Origin of the sequence: Citrobacter sp. S39 (genome assembly GCF_009495675.1) — a bacterium.
Lineage (GTDB): Bacteria > Pseudomonadota > Gammaproteobacteria > Enterobacterales > Enterobacteriaceae > Citrobacter > Citrobacter freundii.
Window position 1 is genome coordinate 2,275,747 of record NZ_CP045555.1, and the last position, 20,996, is coordinate 2,296,742.

The following is a 20,996-nucleotide window of genomic DNA, read 5'->3' on the forward strand; positions in this document are numbered from 1 at the left end:
GTTACAACTCGCTGAGCTGTGACTCGACATACAGATAGCCAATTCCCATGAGTTGCTGGGCACGATTGAGCTGGCCGAAGCTTATCTGAGTCGCTCTGGCGCGCGGGTTATCACCGTGATCAAACGGGTTAAACCCAGTTTGCTGCACCAAGGTATTGAGCCAGCTATCGCCAAAAGCACAGCTACGACCGTACAACCATATCTGATTAATATTCAGTATATTCAGAAAGTTATATAAACTAAGCCCAATGGCGCTGGCGGCATGCTCGGCCCAGGCCTGAATACGAACATCACCGTTCTGCCAGGCAGTAATAAGCTGGTCGGTGGTGAGTGTTTCCGGATCGTAAAGGGACGTCGGCTGCGATTTCATCCACACGCGGGCCTGTTTTTTCAACGCGCTCAATGATGCCACCGTTTCCAGACAGCCATAGCGACCGCAGTCACAGGCAATTCCATCGGGATGAACGATGGTGTGTCCAATCTGGCCGCTGCCATACAGACTACCGCGCCAGATATTGTCGTTAATCACAAACGATGAGCCGATACCGTAATCAACGTTAATCACGCAAAAATCACCGTTAGCCGCTGGGTTTTGCCATTTTTCGGCCAGCGCCAGCATCACACAGTCATTGTCCAGGCGGACCTGTACGCCAAGCATCTCTTCCAGCAGATATTTTATTTCCACCGGTGTTTTCCACGGGGCCTGGGGCATGGTTTTTGATGCGCCGGTGATCGGATCAACCTGGCCGTGAACGCCGAGCGCCAGATTAATCGTGACCTCGGGAAATTGTCGACGGTATTCCCGCCAGTGTGCAGCCAGGGCTGACAGCAGCGCTTTGGGGGTTTCCGGCTTAATGACTTCATGACGCCAGTCGCCGATGGCAACCAGCCGTGCGTCCGCCAGTTGGCTGGTGATACTGGTAGGGGTGACGTTGATACATAGCGTCCATGCGCCTTTTTCTGGCAAATGATAGCTGCCGCTGCTCAAACCGCGCTGGCTTAAGGTTTTTCGCGAATGACTGATCCTCCCCTCATCCATTAGCTCTTCGAGGATATTGCTGACCGCCGGGATCGACAGGCTGGTGAGCTGCGCCAGCTGTGACTTGCTGAGCTGCTTTTCCCGCCACAGGTGCGACAAAAAGATCTGCTTATTCGCCTGACGAACCCTGGCGTTGTTGAACCCCGAACGCTGCATTCACTTAACTCCCTTAACTATATTGCGTGAGCATTGCGCATTTTAGCGCCACTTAACTGCCGCAGAATAGCATCAAGTTGAATTTTTACTTTTGCTTATTGAGTGGAGAGCGGCATGTACGGTTCAGTTAAAGTCTGGCAAGAAACGATAACCCTCCCAACGTGGACGGCGGGTGAAGAAGATGCCAACCCAATGTTTCTGGAAAAGCGGGTTTACCAGGGATCTTCTGGCGCGGTGTATCCGTATGGCGTGATTGATACGCTGACCGGCAAACGTGAAATGCGCGACTATCAGGCGGTGTGGATGGAGAATGACTTCATTCGCGTCATGCTGTTGCCGGAGTTAGGTGGGCGTATTCATCGTGCGTATGACAAAGTACAGCAGCGCGATTTTGTCTACTACAACGAAGTGGTGAAGCCCGCTCTGGTTGGTTTGCTTGGGCCGTGGATCTCTGGTGGCATTGAATTTAACTGGCCGCAGCATCATCGCCCAACCACTTTTATGCCAGTCGATTTTACGCAGCAGCAGGGTGAGCATGGCGAATATACCGTATGGATGGGTGAGGTAGAACCTATGCGCGGTTTACAGGTGATGACCGGATTTACGCTGTATCCGGATCGCGCCCTGATCGAGATAACCGGGAAGGTGTTTAACGGTAACGCTACGCCGCGCCATTTTTTATGGTGGGCGAATCCAGCGGTGAAGGGCGGCGACGATCACCAGAGCGTGTTTCCGCCGGATGTGACCGCAGTATTTGACCACGGTAAGCGTGATGTTTCTGCGTTTCCTATCGCCACCGGCACATACTATAAAGTGGACTACTCGGCTGGCGTGGATATCTCGCGCTACAAAAACGTGCCGGTACCGACCTCCTACATGGCTGAAAAATCAGATTATGATTTTGTTGGTACATGGCATCACGGTGAGCGAGGCGGGCTGCTACATGTGGCTGACCACCACGTTTCGCCAGGGAAAAAACAGTGGACCTGGGGCTATGGCGACTTTGGCGTTGCCTGGGATCGTAACCTTACCGATGACAACGGTCCTTATATTGAACTGATGACCGGGGTCTTTACCGACAACCAGCCGGATTTCACCTGGCTTGCGCCGTACGAAGAGAAAGTCTTCGTACAAAACTTCCTGCCCTACAGCGAACTGGGCATGGTGCAAAACGCCAGTACGCAGTTGGCGCTTCGTCTGGTACGTGAGAGTAACCAGCTTTCTGTGGGCGTTTATGCGATTGCGCCGCTGCACGACGTGCAGATTACGCTTTCTGCCGATGGACAACCGTTCTATGAGCATACGCTGACCCTGGAGCCCGGACAAAGCTGGCTGGCTGATGTGTCTGACGATAACCATGCGCGGGTAACGATGACTGTCACTGGCGCCGATGGCACTACGCTTTTGCAGTACGAAGAGCACATCGCGCAAGAGTTACCACTGCCATCGGCGGCCGTCGCGCCAGCGCTGCCAGAAGCGCTTTCTAATACCGATGAACTCTATTTTATTGGTCAGCATCTGGAGCAGTACAACCATGCCAGCCGCTATGCCGAAGATTATTATCGCCGCGCGCTGGACGTTGATCCGCTGGACTACCGCAATAATGTGGCCCTGGGGACGCTGGCGCTAAACCGCGCCGACTGGGCGCTGGCGGCACAATGTGCCGGCAAGGCGCTGGAGCGGGCGCATAAGCTCAATAAAAATCCGCGTGATGGCGAGGCGAGTATGCTGCTGGCCGCCGCACAGGAACGTCAGGGCGATGATGACAGCGCGTGGGATAATTATTATAAGGCCAGCTGGAGCGGCAACTGCCGGGATGCGGCTTTCTGGTCGTTAGCGCGTCTGGCGATGAAGCGTCAGGACTACGCTGGCGCATTGGAAAAGGTGGAGCAGAGCCTGCGCTTTAACGGCAGTAATAACCTGGCGATGGGATTGAAAGCGCTGGCGCTGGCAAAGCTTGATCGCAATGCGCAAGCGCTGGACTACATTCGCCAACAGCTGGTGGATTATCCGCTGAGCTATACCCTGCACTATGCGCGCTGGGCTATCTGCCAGGACGAGGCGACAGCGCTTGCGCTGATCTCGATTACCGGGCGTCGCGGGACCAACGCGTGTGAACTGGCAGGCTGGCTGACCTCTTTGGGGCAAAAGGATGCTGCCCGTGGCGTGCTGGAACTGCTCGACAGCCAGGAAACGCTGCCGATGCTGTGGCGCGCCTCGCTGAGCGATAATCCACAACCCTTCATTGAACGTGCTCGTGAGTGTCTGCAAAACCGCGTGCGTTTCCCCAATACGCTGGATGAAGTGCAGATGCTGCAAACTCTTGAGCAAAGCGCTTTTGCCCGCTATTTACTCGGCTGTTTCTGGTACAGCAAACGGCGTTATGCCGAGGCGGTTTCCTGCTGGCAGTTCACGCTTGCGCAGGAAGCGGATTTCGCTCCGGCGCATCGTTTACTGGGGATTTACGCCTGGAACAAACTGCACGATGCGCAGCAGGCGAAACAGTATCTGTCGCAAGCCGTGGCGCTGGAGCCGCAAAATGCCCGCTTCCTGTTTGAACTCGACTATCTCAACAAGCTGATTGCACAACCGGCTGAACAGCGTCTGCAGCGGCTGGAAGCCAGCAAAGAGATTGTCTTCCAGCGTGATGATCTGACGGTGGAACTGCTCAGCTTGTGGAATGGGTTGGGGCGCTATGACGATGCCGCCGCAGTATTACGTGAGCGGGTGTTCCATCCGTGGGAAGGCGGTGAAGGTAAAGCCACCGGGCAATATCTGCTTAATCAATTACATCGTGCGCTGGCTGCCGTGCAGTCCGGCGACCCGCAAACTGCTATTACGCAACTGCAACAGGCGCTGCACTATCCGCAAAACCTCGGGGAAGGCCGTTTGCCAGGGCAAACGGATAACGACATCTGGTATTTGCTGGGGTATTGCGCGCAGCTGCAAGGCCATTTCGAAGAGTCTCAGCGCTACTTCTCCCGTGCGACGCGAGGCGGAAGCTCACTGGATGCCGGACGTTACTACAACGACCAGCCAGTGGACTATCTCTTCTGGCAGGGTATGGCGCAGAGAAAACTTGGCGATGATGCAGAGGCGGACGCTCTGTTCAATAGCTTCCTGCAATGGGTTGAGTCGCATCACGACAACGTGCCGGATGTCGATTTCTTTGCCGTATCGCTACCCGACCTGGTGGTGCTGGATACCTCAGCAGAAGCAAAACACCAGCAACACTGCCTGTTTATCAATGCGCTCGGGCATCTGGGGCTAGGAAATAGCGCCGCCTGTCAGCGTGAACTTGATGAACTCCTGCAACTCAATCCGGCACATGACAAGGCATTACTGCTGCGTCACGCCATTAACGTAAGGCTTTTCCAGTAACACTCGAAACGGGTGGGGGATAACCTCACCCGAAACCTACTGTACCCTGCGTTTCCCTGAAAGAGGAATCATAATGAATAACGCGCAGACACATTTAAAGATTGGTTACGTCTGGACTATCTGCCTGGTTGCGGCCTGCGGAGGTTTACTGTTTGGCTATGACTGGGTGGTGATCGGCGGGGCAAAACCCTTCTATGAAGCATATTTCTCGATTACCGATCCGGCGCAATCCGGCTGGGCGATGAGTTCCGCGCTGGTTGGTTGTATCTTTGGCGCACTGATTTCCGGCTGGTGCGCCGATAAATTTGGCCGAAAAATGCCGCTGATTCTTTCAGCGATCCTCTTTAGCGCTTCTGCCTGGGGAACTGCCGTCGCCAGCAATTTCGACATGTTTATTGTCTATCGCATTGTGGGTGGCGTGGGGATTGGTCTGGCGTCTGCGCTAAGTCCGCTGTATATCGCCGAGGTCAGCCCTGCTGAAAAGCGTGGTCGCTTTGTTGCCGTTAACCAGCTCACCATCGTCATTGGCGTGCTGGCGGCGCAGCTTATCAACCTGATGATTGCCGAACCTGTTGCCACAGGCGCTACGCAGCAGGCAATTGTTGAAAGCTGGAACGGTCAGACAGGCTGGCGCTGGATGTTTGGTGCTGAATTAGTGCCTGCGGTAATTTTCCTGGTGCTGATGTTCTTTGTACCTGAATCGCCGCGCTGGCTGGTGAAAGCGGGCAAAGCCGATCGTGCGCGTGCCATGCTGCAGCGCATTGGTTCGGCGGAATATGCCGGGCAAACGCTGAAAGAGATTGAACATACGCTGCAAAAAGATAATCACAAGGTCGCGTGGTCAACGCTGTTACAACCGCAGATCAAACCGATCGTGATTATTGGCATGGTGCTGGCAGTGTTCCAGCAGTGGTGTGGGATCAACGTTATTTTCAACTATGCGCAGGAGATCTTCGCCTCTGCCGGATTCGACATCAACGGTACGTTAAAATCGATCGTGGCGACAGGGATCATCAATCTGGTCTTTACCCTTGCTGCTCTGCCGTTAGTGGACAAAATTGGCCGTCGTAAATTGATGCTGTTCGGCGCGTCAGGATTGACGGTTATCTACGTACTGATTGCCGGGGCGTACGGGTTGGGCATTATGGGCTGGCCGGTTCTGGTTCTGGTGCTGGCGGCAATCGCGATTTATGCTCTGACGCTGGCGCCGGTGACCTGGGTGCTGCTATCAGAAATTTTTCCCAACCGCGTGCGCGGGCTGGCAATGTCGCTGGGGACGCTGGCGCTGTGGATTGCTTGTTTCCTGCTGACCTATACCTTCCCGCTGCTCAATGCGAGTCTGGGCGCGTCGGGAAGCTTCCTGCTGTACGGTGTGATTTGCGCGATGGGCTTCATCTATGTTCTGCGTAATGTACCGGAAACCAAAGGCGTGACGCTGGAAGCGCTGGAAGAACAGCTGGCGGCGCAGCATACAAAAGTTTGTGCATCAACCCAACCGCGAAGCGCCCGCTAATGGATGGTCTGCTGACGCTACAAAACGCACATCTGCGGATGTGCGTCGATCCGCAGGGCGGTTCTCTATTAAGCCTGGTTTCGTTACAACATCAACAGGCCATTTTACGCGAAGGTCATGGTCAGCGGCCTGGTGATTGCGGCCTGTTCCCGATGCTGCCGGTCGCGAATCGGGTGGCGGGGAATCGTTTTATGCTGCGCGGTGAAGAGGTGGTTTTACCTCAGCATGGCGCAGACGACACTTTCTTCCTGCACGGTGACGGCTGGCTGCAACGCTGGCAGATTATTACCGCTACCCAAAGCGGCTGTTTGCTGCAGTTGCGCAGTTGGCACCCCTGCGGCTACGACTATACGGCGCGGCTTTGCTATCAACTGGAAACCTCAAGCCTGCACGCCTCGTTGACGCTCACTCATTGCGGTGAACAGCCAATGATTTACGGCTGTGGGTTCCATCCGTTTTTCGCCTTTGATAAGCGCAGCACGGCGCAGTTCACTGCCAGCGGTTACTGGCCGGAGGGGGAACAGCATCTGCCGCTGGAATGGCAATGCGATATCCCTTCAGCGGCGGATTTCATGCATGCGCAATACGGTGAGGATAGCTGGCTGAATGTCGGATATTCTGGCTGGAGCGGGCGGGCCGTTATTCAGCGGGATGTGATGAAAGTCACGATTTTAGCGCAAACTCCGTGGTTGATGCTGTTCAGAATGTCGGGTGAGGAGTTCCTGTGCCTGGAGCCGCAAACGCATCCGGTGAATGCCCACAACATGCAGGGGCAGCCGGGATTGCAGGTTTTAGCGCAGGGAGAACGCTGCCATTTTGCGATGCAAATTAGCGTCGAATAGGGCAAAAATCATGTTATCTGCCTGTTAATGCTCTCTTGCGCCAGCCTGCGTTTGTCGCCAGACTATCGCCTCCAAACGGGAGGGATTCATGGCTTTGCATTCCACGCGCTGGCTGGCGCTCGGTTATTTCACCTACTTCTTTAGCTACGGTATCTTTCTGCCTTTCTGGAGCGTCTGGCTCGAAGGGTTAGGGCTGACGCCGGAAACCATCGGTTTACTGCTGGGCGCGGGGCTGATTGCCCGTTTTCTCGGTAGCTTGCTGATTGCACCGCGTGTGAGCGATCCCTCTCGGCTGATCTCAGCGTTACGTATTCTGGCCTTATTGACGTTGGTGTTTGCGCTGGCCTTCTGGGCGGGGACCAACGTGGCGTGGCTGATGGTGGTGATGGTCGGCTTTAACCTGTTTTTCTCGCCGCTGGTGCCGCTGACCGACGCACTGGCCAACACCTGGCAAAAACAGATAACCATGGATTACGGTCGGGTGCGACTGTGGGGATCCGTGGCCTTTGTGATCGGCTCTGCGTTGACCGGCAAACTGGTGAGCCTGTTCGACTATCGGGTGATCCTGGTCCTGTTATCGCTTGGCGCCGCCTCAATGCTGCTGGGCATGATGATTCGCCCGAGCGTGCAACCAGCGGGTGAAAACCGTCAGCAGGAGAGCGCAGGATGGCCCGCCTGGCGCGCGCTAATAACCCAAAGCTGGCGTTTTCTGGCCTGCGTGAGTCTGCTGCAGGGCGCACATGCAGCTTATTACGGTTTCAGCGCCATTTACTGGCAGTCTGCCGGGTATTCCGCTTCGGCGGTGGGCTATTTATGGTCATTAGGCGTGGTGGCGGAAGTGATTATTTTTGCGCTCAGCCACAAGCTGTTCCGCCGTTTTAGCGCTCGCGATCTTCTGCTGCTTTCCGCCGTTTGCGGCGTGGCGCGTTGGGGGCTGATGGGCTGGAGCACAGAGCTGCCATGGCTGATTGTGGTGCAAATCCTGCATTGCGGAACGTTTACCGTCTGCCACCTGGCGGCGATGCGTTACATTGCTGCGCGACAGGGCAGTGAAGTGATTCGTCTCCAGGCGGTATATTCTGCGGTGGCGATGGGCGGCAGTATCGCCATCATGACCGTTTTCGCCGGCTATCTGTACCAGAACCTGGGCAGCGGCGTATTCTGGGTGATGGCGCTGGTGGCGCTACCAGCTATCGTTCTGCGCCCGAAAGTGGTGGCGCAGCCTGCGACGTTATGATTCAAGGATTTTGCGGATTTGCTGCTGCTGGTGAGACGTTAGCGCCAGATCCGCATGAATCAGCGGGGGAGAAAACAGCGGTAGCGGCGTGGTGTACGGTGTAATAATCAGCGTTACGCCACGCGGCGCTCCCTCTTTTTGAAAGTCCTGCATCGGCATATGCTTTACGTTGAGCGGCAGCAGCGTCAGTTCGCGCAGCTGTTGCTCTATATGCGCTTCAAGTTGTTCGTTACTACCGGTCAGCAGGATAATCTGCTTTTCGTGCAAATCCTTCTCCTGCATCAGCCAGGCGCCGAAAATAACGGCGACCAGGCCGATCTCTTCTTCTGAAAACTGGACATCGTATTCCGCTTCAAAGCCGTGAATCGCCTCGCGGGTAGTTCGAACCAGCCGGGGATAAAGTCGGCTGAACTCCTCCGGTAGCGTGTTATCAATGCCGATGGCAAATACGCTGCGGTTCAGTGCCTGGGCCAGGTGGATATACAACTGGTCATTCAGCCCTTGCTCGTCGCTGAAGCGCACGTTGCCATACTCGCGAAAACGCAACACCAGCCGCGCAATAGCAAGGCGCAAGCGGCGATCCTGCTGGTGATTATCGCGGATCGGGTCGGGGATGCGGATCATTGAGAATAACAACGCCATAAACAGCGATTCGCCCAGCGGCGCACTTTGCATGACGTGGCGCTGCCAGTGGCGGCCAATTTCCTCGGCGAGCGGATACTCCGCGCAGGATTGCGCCCACCGTTGCTGGAGTGGATTAAACTCCGGGGTGATCCCCGCGTGGTGCTGTAGCAGACAATATTGTAAATACAAGCGCAGGAACTGGATGTCACGACACTCAAACGGCTTCTGTAAGCGCCGGGAGCACAGATTGATGAGCGCATGCAGATTGGTGTCGTCATACAGAGTACGTGCGATACCTTGTTGTTTAAGAGCAATTTTTAAAGTGGGCGTGAAATGCTGAGCGATAAAAGTAGGGCAAATCCGCAGGCCACGGCGCAGCCACTGCAACAGACACAGACGCTGATTTAGCGGGGTTCCTTCGATCGCATAGCCACCATTCTGCGCGGTGGCTATCGTGAGCCGGTGATAGCGCTGGATTTCGAGCCCTGCGCCAATAATATCTTCCTGAACCGTGGCATCATCGACACCGTTGAGGCTGCTGAAGGTTTGTGTAGTCGCGATTTGCCCCGGCAGGAAAAGCGTCAGCAGAACCTGGCAACGGCGCTGGGGAGCGGAAAGTACAGATGGCGGAGCAAGCGTTGACATCATCTGTAGGGTCTCCCGTAAGTATGTTTGATAAGAATAGCTAAAGTTTGCTCATAGATTTGAGGAATGGAATGCTTTCCACCAGGAATGCTGGAGAGCGTCACAGAATTTTTAACGTGCGGAACAGATAGCGGGAGTGGAACGCAGCGCGTTAATCCGTTTTTTCACTGTTTTATCTTTTTGTTGAGATATAAAAAATGCCAGAGGGGGGAATGCTGGCGGAGGGAGGTATGAAAATGCTATCTCAGAGAAGTGAAAAACCTAAAGTGAACGTAGCAATACGACGGAGGCAACACATTCATTACCTCCGTAACAGCTGTCTGGCGTTACTTCTCACGACTCAGCGTTAATCCCACATCGCCGCCCGGATGTACCGCCAGCAGCGTTTCCTTTGAGTATCCGCTCTCGCTCATCAGACAGGCACAGGCGGCGTCAAAGATAGCCAGCACCAGTAAAATAGAGGTGGTAGCCAACATGTTCAGCGGATCGGCCTCGCGCTGTACACCGGTGGAAATCACTAGCCTCGAGGCTTTAGCAATGGCCGAATCGGCGTTTTCAGTCACGCTCAGGATGGGCACATTCCTCGCAGCCAACCCGGGCAGCAGCCGGGTGAGCTCGTCCGAATTCCCCCCGCGTGACAGCATAATCACCAGGTCGTCGGCGCGTAAAAAACCGAGATCGCCATGCGCTGCATCCGTCGCGTTGAGGTAAATCGCTGGACGTTCCACGCAAGCCAGCATATGTGCGACTTTACGTGCTGCAATGCCGGAGGTACCGACGCCGGTGACGACGATTTTGCCCTGACAACCGCGCAGCTCCGCCATCAGCAACTGCCAGACAGGTTCAGTCAGATGCTGCCCCAGACCCGCCAGGGCATCGCTATAGAGCTGGAATACGCCGCTGGCCTGAGACCAGGAGTTACTCATGCGTCCTCCTGCATCAACTGGCGGTATTTCATATGATCCTGATACATCTCGTGGAATACCCGATATTTGCGATCGTAGTACTGCTTAATGCGATTAGTCTGCGGGGTAACCGTTTTACCAATCCGGCTCATCGCTGACATTGCTTCCGGGAAGGTATCGAACACGCCCGCGGCGATAGTTCCCATCATGGCGCCACCCAGCAGCATGGCTTCGCTCTCTTCAGGCAGCAGCATCGCACAGCCGGTGGCGTTGGCATGCTCCTGAACGAAGATCGGGTTTTTCGTCCCGCCGCCGCTGGCCATAATGGTATCGATCGTGTAGCCGCTTTGATTCATCGTTTCAATGATATGACGGGTTCCCAGCGCAATGGCCTGAATGGTCGCGAGGTACTGTAACGCCATATCTTCCGGCGTGCGCGACAGCTTCAGTCCAGTGATAGCGCCTGTGAGCGTTGGGTTGGCGCGCGGTGAACGGTTGCCGTGGAAATAGGGCAGGATGTGCATATCGCGGGTTAAAAATGCGATATCTTCCGGCTCACCGGCCATTTTACGCAGCAGCGTATTCAGCACTTCATAAATGGTCTGCCCTTGTGATTTCGCCTGGGTCAACAAGGTTTCGTAACAAGGATGCGACTGAATAACGTGGTCGATTAACGCCCCGGTTGCCGACTGTCCACCTTCGTTAAGCCAGTATTCTGGCAGCACTGCTGAGTAGTAAGGCCCCCAAACACCGCCGATAAAACGCGGCTCTTTGGAAATCGCCATGTGTCCGGTAGAGGTGCCGCCAATCAGCGCGACGCGGCGATCGAAATCCGCTACCTCGCCGGAAACACCGCTCGCGCCGAGCGTGCCGAGCGTACCGGCGTGGGCATCGATGATCGAGACGCTGACAGCGGTCCCCGGAATCAGCCCCATTTCGCTGGCGGCGCGCGCAGAAAGACCATGACCGAGCGGTTCACCCATGGTTTTCACGTAGCGACCAATTTTGGCGGCATCATGTTCCAGCAAGTCTTCCAGCCCAATCTGGCGGAAATAGCTGGCATCCCATTTGTCTTCATGGCCCATATAGGTCCATTTACACACCGTCGAGCACAGTGAGCGCGTGTCATCGCCCGTTGCGCGCCAGGTCAGGAAATCGGGCAGGTCAAAGTAGTATCCCGCATTGGCCCAGGTGTTGGGCATATGTTGCTTCAACCACAGCAATTTGGGCGTTTGCATTTCCGGGGAGATAATACCGCCAACGTAGTCCAGCACCCGATGATGCAGGGCGTTAATGCGCTCAGCCTGAGTAATGGCGCGGTGATCCATCCACACAATGATATTCTGTTCGCTGCGCCCGGACGGACTAATGGTCAGCGGTTTACCTTCTTTGTCCAACACCACCAGTGAACAGGTCGCGTCAAAGCCCAGACCTTTCACCTGGATAGGGTTGATATCCGACTGGTTAATCGCATCGCGAACCGCGTTACACACCGCCTGCCAGATGTTATCGGAAGACTGCTCAACAAAATCGGCCTGCGGGCGGTAAATCTCGATGGCCCGACTGGCCTGGCCGACCATTCTGCCGTTGAGATCAAACACGCCAGCACGGGCGCTTCCGGTTCCGACATCCACACCAATAAAGTAACTTGCCATAATTTTTTCTCCTGAAATCAGGCTTTACGATTCTGTAATGCGATAAAGAGGATCAGCACCGCGCCCCACAGCGCCATCGTCAGATAGCTGCTGACCCCCAGCAAGTTAAGGCCGCTTTCCAGCATTTGCAGCACAATCAGCGCCAGTACCAGGCCGATAATGCGTCCGAAGCCGCCATCCGGATTGATGCCACCGAGTACGGAGGCAAGGATGGTGACCAGCAGGTAGGACTCACCGTATCCGGCTTTTGCCGAGTTGAATTTCGCCATCATCAGAATGGCGGCGACCCAGCCGAGCAGGGCTGAAATCACGTACACGGAAATTTGTACCCGTACGGTATTCACACCACTGTAGCGGGTAGCCTGTTCATTGGAGCCGACGAGATAAAGACTGCGCCCCAGCGTGGTGTGCTCCAGCAGTACCCATAGCAGGATTGCCACCAGGAAAAAGAGCAACAGCGCCACCGGAATACCCGCAATCGTGGCGTTGCCAAGGTACTGAATGGCGGTCGGGAAACCCGAAATCACCGTCCCGTTGGAGAGCAGAATATTCAGCCCGGAGATAAGTGTCATCGTGCCGAGGGTGGCGAGAATCGGTGAGACGCCGACCCAGGCAATCAGTGCGCCGTTGAGCGTACCGATAGCCACCGCCACGGCTGCGCCTGCCAGCAGCGCCAGCACCAGAAACAGCGGGTTATCCGGATGGGTAACGATAATCGCTGCCATTACCAGCGAGCAGGCGTTCGCCCCGGCAATAATTGACAGGTTAATGCCGCCGGTCAGCATGGTCATACCCATCCCGAGGGCCAGCATGCCGAGGATCGGTAACTGTGAGCCTATCGACTGGAAGTTAGCGACGCTAAAAAAACGGCTGCCGAGCAGGGCTGAGAAAACCAGGGCGACGACCACAATAATGACGCATTGCAGACGAATGATGGCATCACCGGGTAAAAATCTGGCGATTGTTTTCATCTCAAAGCTCCCTTGCCAGTTTGCGTTTTTCGTTCCAGGCCGTGGCACTGATGCTGACCAGGATAATGGCGCCGCTGAATACGGTGTGCCAGTAAGAGGAGACGCTGAGTAGCGTCAGACCATTTTGTAAGAAGGCGAGCAAGACAACGCCGAGCAGGGTTCCGGTCAACGTACCGCGCCCGCCGCTCATGCTGGTTCCGCCGAGTACGACCGCCGCCAGCACCGTCAGCTCAAAGCCGAGCAGCGAATTGGGTGCAACTGACTGGGTGATTTGCGCCTGAACCACGGCGGCAACACCTGCCAGAATGCCCATATAGCCATAGACGTAGAAATGCAGCTTCAGCAGATTCAGCCCCAGGCGTGAGGCCGCGTCGCGGTTGCCGCCCATGGCGTAAACCTGACGGCCAAGACGGGTATAGTTCATCAGCACTGCGGTAAAGACGATCACCGCCGCCAGGCACAGCAGGGGCAGGGTCAGGCCGTAGTCGTAGCCATCTGCCGCGGTGAAGGAGAACCAGTTAATGCCGTTCATAAACCAGTCAGGGAAACCGTACAGCCAGGTGCCTTTGGTGGCGTAAACCAGAAGGCCGTAGTAGACGTTCAGCGTGGCGATGGTAATGATGATTGCCGGAACGCGCAGCCAGTAGACCAGGAAGCCATTAATCAGCCCAAGCAGCAGGCCCACCGCAATCGCAATGGTTAACGCCAGAGCGAAGTTGCCGCCGTGGCCGATCACCCAACTGGCCATCGCATACTGGGCAATCGCGGTCATCGCCGGAAATGAGATATCGATCCCACCGGAAATCAGCACCACAAACAACCCGCAGGCGAGAATGCCGAGAATCGCGTAGCTGGTGGCCACATCTGTCAGATTGCCGAGCGAGAGGAACTCATCGGTGCTGACACTTAGCCCAACCGCGAGCGCTACGACCAGCAGGCCCAGCCAGAATTCATGTTGTCCGATTAAACGGGACAGATGCATCTTATTCATTGATTACCTCGACCACTTCAGCAATCTCCTCTTCACGGCAGTGATGAGGATTAAATTCCGCCACCAGTCTGCCGCGACGCATCACCAGCACGCGGTGGCTGTTGTAATATGCTTCCGGAATTTCATCGCAAATCATCAGCACCGCCATACCTTGTTCCGCCAAATCGCGGGCTATCTGGTAAATGCCCTCTTTGTTGGCGATATCCACGCCGACGGTAGGCGAGTCGAGGATCAGGATGCGGGGATTGGTCGCCACCCATTTGGCAATGGCGATACGCTGGGCATTGCCGCCGGAAAGGGTTTTGACCGGCAGGTGCGGATCGGACACTTTGATATTCAGTTCGCGGATTAAATCGGCGACCAGCTTTTGCGCTTTACGATGATCGAGCAAGCCGCTACCGGTGTGCAGTTGATCAAACACCGTGACGATGGTGTTGTCGTAAATCGACTGCTCCATGATCAGCCCCTGCGTCAGGCGATCTTCTGAGACGTAGCCGATCCCGTGCTTAATGGCGTCGTGGTTATTACGAAGCGTGACCGGCTGACCGTTAATACGCATCTCGCCGCTTTCCGGGTGCGTCATGCCAAACAGGCTCAAACAAAGCTCGGTACGCCCGGCGCCCAACAGGCCGACAATCGAGACAATCTCGCCGCCATGCAGCGACAGATTAATGTTCTGGTATTTGCCTCTGCGGCTGAGGTTGCGCAGCTCCAGCAGGGGGTCTCGATCGTCGAATGATTTCTCCGGCAGCGGGCTGTAGTGGAAGCGTTGTCCGGTCATCAGGAAAGCCAGCTCGTGGCTGTCGAGTTCGCTGGCAGGATATGTGCCCACCAGTTTGCCGTCGCGCATGACGCTGATACGGTCTGCCACTTCCATTACTTCATCCAGACGATGGCTGACAAACACCACGCAAATGCCGGCCGCTTTAAGTTCGTTAACCACCTTCAGCAGTCCATTGACCTCCTGGCGGGTTAGCGAGGCGGTGGGCTCGTCCATAATAACCAGACGCGCATCTGCGGCAATTGCCCGGCAAATAGCGACCAGTTGTCGGTCGGCAATCGAGAGTTTTTCTACTTTTTTATCGGGATCGATATTCACTCCGATACGTTTCATGGCTGCCAGCGCCTGCTGTTTCATAGCACCACGACGCACCCAGATATCACCGCCCGGCAGATAGCGGTTGACCGCGATATTTTCTGCGACGCTAAAGTTGGGGAACAACGACAGGTCCTGATAAATAACTTGAATGCCATAATGGGAGGAGAGCTGCGGCGTCAGGTGATGGAACAATTTTCCGTCGAGTAAAATCTGCGCGCCTTTTTCCGGATGATAAACCCCGGAGATCACTTTAATAATGGTACTTTTACCACAGCCGTTTTGACCCGCCAGACAGTGAACTTCGCCTTTTCTCAGCGTCAGATTCACGTTATCCAGCGCCAGCACGCCCGGGAATTGTTTGCTGATATTCTCAAGAGTGATAAATGCGGTGGTGTCTGTCATGGACAATACCCCTGCGAGCGCCCTGACGGACGCTGAGTGTTAGTTTGGTTGATAGCGCCGACCAGACGGTCGGCGTTATGGTTTCCCTGGTGTTGGCAAAAGCCTTAGAAACCAAGTGATTGTGCGTTGTCTTTGGTAACTTCGAGGATCTTGTTAAAGCGGATCACTTTCTTCTCCGTGTCGATATCGGCTTTCCCTAAACCGTCGATACTCAGATCTGCATTGACTTCTTTGCCCTGCAACAGCTGATCGGCAACCGTTACCAGCGCATAGCCCGCATCTTTTGGATCCCACAGCAGCGCTTTTTTGATATCTCCACGCATCAGGTAAGGCGCAGCCTGCGCTGGCATGGCGATCCCGACAACGGCAATTTTATCTTTGGCGCGTTTTTTCTGCACAGCCTGACCAGCACCAATTGGACCCAGTGAGCCGAAGCCGATAATGCCCTTCATCTGCGGATAGGTTTTCATCAGATCCAGCGTTGTGGCGTAGGATTTATCAATGCTTTCCGCGACCGGCAGGCGTGAAGTGACCTCGAACATTTCCGGATATTTTTCTTTCTGGTACTTAATTGCATAATCAGCCCACGCGTTATGCAGTGGGACCGTCAGCGAACCAACATAGATTGCATACCCGCCTTTGCCGCCCATATTTTTCGCTAACTCATCGACGTTGGCTTGTGCGTATTTTTCACTATCGATGGTTTCGATATCCCACTGACCGATTTGCTCGTCCGGGGATTCGTGCGTCAGGACCACAATGCCTTTATCGCGCGCTTTTTTCAGTACTGGCTCAAGAACCTTGGCATCGTTTGGTACCACGATGATCGCGTTGACGTTTTTGGCGATCAGATCCTCAATCACTTTGACCTGCTGTGCCGGGTCCGGCGTAGACGGACCGGTCTGGTAAGCGTTCACATCCAGTTTTTTTGCTGCTTCGTTAACACCGGTTTCCATGCGGTTAAACCAGGGAATACCAGTGACTTTGGCAACCACAGCAATTTCATATTTTTCCGCCGCAAAGGACGTGCCGGACAACATGCATGCAGAAACCAGGGTTGCACTGAGTAATGCGAGTTTGAATTTCATAGTTGTACCTTTCGTAGGGGGCAGGACATGTCACGGCGTGAAGTTAACAACGAATGGAAGAGGGAATGAATCATAAGTTTGGAGAATGTGATATATGCCCATTATTGTTAATTTATAGAAATAAAGTAGTTAATAACTGGTTAAATTTACATGATTTTAGATTCAGGCATTCAAATTAAGTGTTAACTAAACATTAAAATGAAACTTTTAATTAACATTTTATTATCATTTGACTTAGGCTTTGACGCCGAAAAGGTGTTTGGGTGGAATTTTCCGAAGAAGAAATTATCGAAACTGAGAACTGAATCGATACCGGAAAAGGGGGCTCAACATTTTTTCGTTCAATGGTATCCTCGGCACACTTGCGCCAAATACGGCATCATTATTTGTGGCGGTGTTGATTTTTATCGTGGAGAACTCATGCAAGGCGTTAAACGTATCATTATGACGTTGTTTCTCGCTGTCCTGTCTTTTGGCGCAGGTGCGCATCCCCACAGCTTTATTCATCTGAAAACCGAAGTTGTGAGCGAAAATGATCGGTTCGTCGCGCTAAAAATGCGCTGGACGATGGATGAAATCACGTCGGCGGATCTGCTTTACGACGCGGGGGATGCTAAACCTGGTGATGAAATTTGGAAAAAACTGGCGGCGGAAGTGATGGCCAATGTTCTCGGGCAGCACTATTTCACCGAAGTGTGGCACGATGGGAAAAAGGTAAAGTTTAAAAACAGACCGACGGAATATGGCATGGAGCGTGAAGAACACCAGGCGGTGCTGACGTTCGTTCTGCCGCTGGCTGAAGCTCAACCACTGAGCGGTCAAAAATATACTATTTCAACCTTCGATCCGACCTACTACGTCGATATGAGCTATGACAAAGACAGCGACGCCCGGCTTTCGCAGACCATAAGCCAGCAATGCCATATTTCAATGCATACGCCGACGCCGAATGAACACATGTTGAGTTTTGCGCAGTCGCTGGATAAAGAAGACGCACCGCCGGAGGATATGGAGTTGGGTAAACAGTTTGCACAGACGGTGACGCTGCAATGTCAGTAGTTTATCAACAACGCGCAGCCAGACGCCGTTGGCTCACGCTATGGCCACTGGCGGTCTTTTTGTTGCTGGCGACAGGCGGGGTGCTGTGGTTGTGGCAGGCCTGGCCTCAGGTAATGATGCAAAGTGTCGTCTGGCAGCGTGACGTTAACCAGCAGATGAGCGGGTTGCTGAAAGCGGTTGCCGCGAACCCCACACGTGCGGGCGGATCTCTGCTGTTGTTTAGCTTTATATATGGGGTATTGCACGCATTGGGGCCGGGGCACGGCAAAATCGTCATCACGACCTGGCTTGCGACGCATCCGTCGAAGCTCAAGTCGAGCATTGGGCTGACGCTGGCGTCTTCCCTATTGCAGGGGCTGGTGGCAATAGGACTGGTGGTTGTAGTGCTCACGGTGCTGCAACTGCCTGCCCGACAGCTGCATATGAGCAGTTTCTGGCTGGAGAAAGGAAGTTATGCGCTGGTTGGCGTGTTGGGCGTTTTATTGTGTGTCCGTGCACTAAAGAAATTGCGCCAGCTGCTGATGCGCCCGAAATTCACCGCCTTTACGCCGCACCATGTGCATCACGAGGGCTGCGGCTGCGGGCATCAGCATTTGCCCAAGCCGGAACAACTGCAAAGCGGCGATGACTGGCGCGCCCGGTTGATGATTATTCTCTCTATGGGCATGCGTCCCTGCTCTGGCGCAATTATGGTGCTGCTGTTCAGTAAAGTGGTTGGCGTCTTTAGCTGGGGTATGGCGTCGGCGTTGGCGATGGCGGCAGGAACCTCTTTGACGATTACGTCACTGGCTTTGCTGGTACATAGCTTTCGCTCATTGGCGGTGAAAATTAGCGGGCATAAAGCGCCGGTGCTGTGGCGACAGATTGGCTGGACGACGCTGGCGTTAGCCGGTGGTGCGGTGCTTATTGTTGCTGCGGTAGTGATGTGGATGAGCGCGGTGCCGGTAGGGCGAGGGATAAGACCATTTTAGGTTAGTGAGCGGAATGGTATGACTTGTAGGCCGGATAAGACGCGAAAGCGTCGCATCCGGCACCACAGCAGATTAACGCTTCAGCGCATCACTCAGTTCGTCACGCATGTTAGCCAGCATGGCTTTAACAACGCGCGGGTTACCTGCAACGATGTTGCCGGTTGCCAGGTAGTTATGACCACCGGTGAAGTCGCAAACCAGTGCGCCAGCTTCACGCGCAATCAGCTCACCTGCTGCGAAATCCCATGGTTTCAGACCGATTTCGAAGTAACCGTCAACGCGCGCAGCGGCAACGTAAGCCAGATCCAGCGCAGCAGAACCTGTGCGGCGGAAGTCAGCGCACTCGGTAAACATTTTGCCAAGAATTTTCATGTAAGAAGCGGCGTGCTGCTTCGCTTTGAACGGGAAACCGGTGGCGATGATGGTGCCGTCCAGATCGCGGGCGGTGCTGCCACGCAGACGATAGCCGTTCAGCTGTGCGCCCTGGCCGCGAGTGGCGGTGAACAGTTCGTTACGCATTGGATCGTAAACAACGGCGACTTCAGTACGGCCTTTAATGCGTACTGCGATAGATACCGCGAAGTGCGGCAGACGTTTTACGAAGTTGGTAGTACCATCCAGTGGATCGATAACCCATTGAACATCCTGATCTTCACCTGCGTGCTCACCGCTTTCTTCGGTGATGATGGTGTGCTGTGGGTAAGATTTGCGAATAGTTTCGATAATAATCGCTTCGGCGGCTTTATCGACGTTAGTCACGAAATCATTGCTGCCTTTCTGGCTGGTTTCTACAGAGTCTGGGGTTTCGTAGTGTTTGGCAATTACATTACCCGCCTTGCGCGCTGCGCGCACGGCGATGGTCAGCATCGGATGCATCGGTCTCTCTCACTGGATGTTAAAGAACGGGAAAACGGCGCAGAGTATAGCAGCGAGTTCGGAATATGTCTTCGTTTTATGATAATATGCCCGAATAATCTTTAGCCGAAGAAATACAATGCTGCAAAATATTCGAATCGTGCTGGTGGAAACCTCTCACACTGGCAACATGGGCTCTGTAGCCCGCGCAATGAAAACCATGGGTTTAACCAATCTGTGGCTGGTAAATCCACTGGTTAAACCGGACTCTCAGGCCATCGCTCTGGCGGCAGGTGCCAGTGATGTAATCGGCAGCGCGCAGATCGTCGATACTCTTGATGAAGCGCTGGCAGGTTGCAGCCTGGTAGTAGGCACCAGTGCGCGCTCCCGTACACTACCGTGGCCGATGCTGGATCCGCGTGAATGCGGTTTAAAAAGCGTCTCTGAAGCGACGAATTCGCCCGTAGCGCTGGTGTTTGGTCGTGAACGTGTTGGCCTGACGAATGAAGAACTGCAGAAGTGCCATTACCACGTCGCTATTGCCGCGAACCCGGATTACAGTTCGCTGAACCTGGCGATGGCGGTGCAGGTCATCTCTTATGAAGTGCGCATGGCCTGGCTGGCAACGCAGGAAAGCGAGAAGACCGCAGAATACGAAGAAGCTGAGTATCCGCTGGTCGATGATTTAGAGCGTTTTTACGGTCATCTGGAACAAACGCTGCTGTCGACCGGGTTTATCCGCGAAGGGCATCCGGGACAGGTGATGAATAAGCTGCGCCGTCTGTTTACGCGTGCGCGTCCTGAGAGCCAGGAGCTGAACATTTTGCGCGGAATTTTAGCTTCAATTGAGCAACAGAATAAAGGCAAGTAAACGTAACGCCTCCGGCAAGTAAAAATGGCACTGAAGGTTAAATACCTGACTAAATTAGTCAAGTAAATAGTTGACTGATTTAGTCGGGAATGTCAGACTTGCCCCTGCTATGCAATACCCCCATTTTACAATAAAAAACCCCGGGCAGGGGCGAGTTTGAGGCTAAGTAAGACATGAGACTGACATCAAAAGGGCGTTATGCCGTGACCGCAATGTTGGACGTTGCGCTCAACTCCGAAACGGGCCCGGTACCGTTGGCTGATATTTCTGAACGTCAGGGAATCTCCCTGTCATATCTGGAGCAGCTGTTTTCCCGTTTGCGTAAAAACGGTCTGGTTTCCAGCGTACGTGGACCAGGCGGCGGGTATCTGCTGGGTAAAGATGCCGGCAGCATCGCAGTAGGTGAAGTAATCAGCGCTGTGGACGAGTCTGTAGATGCGACCCGTTGCCAGGGCAAGGGCGGTTGTCAGGGCGGCGATAAATGCCTGACCCACGCGCTGTGGCGCGATCTGAGCGATCGTCTGACCGGTTTCCTCAACAACATTACGTTGGGCGAACTGGTGAATAATCAGGAAGTCCTGGATGTGTCTGGTCGCCAGCACACGCATGACGCTCCACGCACTAATCGTGCACAAGACGCGATCGACGTTAAGTTACGCGCATAATAAAAGTATTTTAGAATCAGGCCGGGG

At 54.4% G+C, this 20,996-nt stretch carries 17 protein-coding genes; 8 read left to right on the forward strand and 9 right to left on the reverse strand.

Going from position 1 to position 20,996, the window contains the following annotated elements:
* Position 1: 1 nt before the first annotated feature.
* Positions 2-1,195 (reverse strand): ROK family transcriptional regulator, encoded by a 1,194-nt coding sequence (locus GFB57_RS10775; RefSeq protein WP_003037640.1) that lies wholly within the window; start codon positions 1,193-1,195, stop codon positions 2-4.
* Positions 1,196-1,309: 114 nt separating this feature from the next.
* Here GFB57_RS10775 and GFB57_RS10780 point away from each other — a divergent pair, with 114 nt between their 5' ends.
* From GFB57_RS10780 to GFB57_RS10795, 4 genes are all read left to right on the forward strand, one after another.
* Positions 1,310-4,576 carry a DUF5107 domain-containing protein gene (locus GFB57_RS10780; protein WP_048231538.1) on the forward strand — a complete coding sequence of 1,089 codons (3,267 nt, stop codon included), beginning with the start codon at positions 1,310-1,312 and terminating at the stop codon, positions 4,574-4,576.
* A gap of 73 nt (positions 4,577-4,649) precedes the next feature.
* Positions 4,650-6,089 carry a sugar porter family MFS transporter gene (locus tag GFB57_RS10785; protein ID WP_003037646.1) on the forward strand — a complete coding sequence of 480 codons (1,440 nt, stop codon included), beginning with the start codon at positions 4,650-4,652 and terminating at the stop codon, positions 6,087-6,089.
* Entirely contained in the window at positions 6,089-6,931 is an 843-nt protein-coding gene (locus GFB57_RS10790; protein WP_003037649.1) for an aldose 1-epimerase, read from the forward strand. Before GFB57_RS10785 ends, GFB57_RS10790 begins: the two co-directional genes overlap by 1 nt.
* An 88-nt stretch (positions 6,932-7,019) precedes the next feature.
* Positions 7,020-8,168 carry a 3-phenylpropionate MFS transporter gene (locus tag GFB57_RS10795; protein ID WP_003037650.1) on the forward strand — a complete coding sequence of 383 codons (1,149 nt, stop codon included), beginning with the start codon at positions 7,020-7,022 and terminating at the stop codon, positions 8,166-8,168.
* On the opposite strand, the gene csiE is transcribed toward GFB57_RS10795, so the two are convergent.
* From csiE to GFB57_RS10830, 7 genes are all read right to left on the reverse strand, one after another.
* Positions 8,163-9,440, reverse strand: coding sequence for a stationary phase inducible protein CsiE (gene csiE, locus GFB57_RS10800; protein WP_003037652.1), 1,278 nt, complete (start codon positions 9,438-9,440; stop codon positions 8,163-8,165). The genes GFB57_RS10795 and csiE overlap by 6 nt on opposite strands.
* Positions 9,441-9,763: 323 nt before the next feature.
* Complete coding sequence (locus GFB57_RS10805; protein WP_003037653.1) at positions 9,764-10,363, reverse strand: SIS domain-containing protein; 600 nt, start codon at positions 10,361-10,363, stop codon at positions 9,764-9,766.
* Positions 10,360-11,997 carry an FGGY-family carbohydrate kinase gene (locus GFB57_RS10810; RefSeq protein WP_003037655.1) on the reverse strand — a complete coding sequence of 546 codons (1,638 nt, stop codon included), beginning with the start codon at positions 11,995-11,997 and terminating at the stop codon, positions 10,360-10,362. Before GFB57_RS10810 ends, GFB57_RS10805 begins: the two co-directional genes overlap by 4 nt.
* A gap of 17 nt (positions 11,998-12,014) precedes the next feature.
* Positions 12,015-12,968 (reverse strand): ABC transporter permease, encoded by a 954-nt coding sequence (locus GFB57_RS10815; RefSeq protein ID WP_003037658.1) that lies wholly within the window; start codon positions 12,966-12,968, stop codon positions 12,015-12,017.
* A 1-nt stretch (position 12,969) separates the two neighbouring features.
* Positions 12,970-13,959, reverse strand: coding sequence for an ABC transporter permease (locus tag GFB57_RS10820; protein WP_003037661.1), 990 nt, complete (start codon positions 13,957-13,959; stop codon positions 12,970-12,972).
* The gene (locus GFB57_RS10825) at positions 13,952-15,460 is read right to left on the reverse strand and encodes a sugar ABC transporter ATP-binding protein (RefSeq protein WP_003037663.1); all 1,509 of its coding nucleotides are present in this window, start codon (positions 15,458-15,460) and stop codon (positions 13,952-13,954) included. The genes GFB57_RS10820 and GFB57_RS10825 overlap by 8 nt, the downstream gene beginning before the upstream one ends.
* 104 nt (positions 15,461-15,564) lie before the next feature.
* On the reverse strand, positions 15,565-16,548 hold the full coding sequence (locus GFB57_RS10830; protein ID WP_003037665.1) for an autoinducer 2 ABC transporter substrate-binding protein: 984 nt from the start codon (positions 16,546-16,548) through the stop codon (positions 15,565-15,567).
* Positions 16,549-16,968: 420 nt separating this feature from the next.
* Between GFB57_RS10830 and GFB57_RS10835 the strand changes: the two genes are divergently transcribed.
* On the forward strand, positions 16,969-17,607 hold the full coding sequence (locus GFB57_RS10835; protein WP_003037667.1) for a DUF1007 family protein: 639 nt from the start codon (positions 16,969-16,971) through the stop codon (positions 17,605-17,607).
* Positions 17,598-18,578, forward strand: a complete 981-nt coding sequence (locus tag GFB57_RS10840) for a nickel/cobalt transporter (RefSeq protein WP_003037668.1) — start codon at positions 17,598-17,600, stop codon at positions 18,576-18,578. Before GFB57_RS10835 ends, GFB57_RS10840 begins: the two co-directional genes overlap by 10 nt.
* Positions 18,579-18,650: 72 nt before the next feature.
* Here the strand turns inward: GFB57_RS10840 and suhB are convergent, their stop codons facing one another.
* The gene (gene suhB, locus GFB57_RS10845) at positions 18,651-19,454 is read right to left on the reverse strand and encodes an inositol-1-monophosphatase (protein ID WP_003037670.1); all 804 of its coding nucleotides are present in this window, start codon (positions 19,452-19,454) and stop codon (positions 18,651-18,653) included.
* 118 nt (positions 19,455-19,572) lie between these two features.
* Between suhB and trmJ the strand changes: the two genes are divergently transcribed.
* Both trmJ and iscR read left to right on the forward strand, forming a co-directional pair.
* Positions 19,573-20,304, forward strand: coding sequence for a tRNA (cytosine(32)/uridine(32)-2'-O)-methyltransferase TrmJ (gene trmJ / locus GFB57_RS10850; RefSeq protein WP_003037672.1), 732 nt, complete (start codon positions 19,573-19,575; stop codon positions 20,302-20,304).
* Between the two features lie 173 nt (positions 20,305-20,477).
* Positions 20,478-20,969 carry a Fe-S cluster assembly transcriptional regulator IscR gene (gene iscR, locus GFB57_RS10855; RefSeq protein WP_003037674.1) on the forward strand — a complete coding sequence of 164 codons (492 nt, stop codon included), beginning with the start codon at positions 20,478-20,480 and terminating at the stop codon, positions 20,967-20,969.
* Positions 20,970-20,996: the final 27 nt, after the last annotated feature.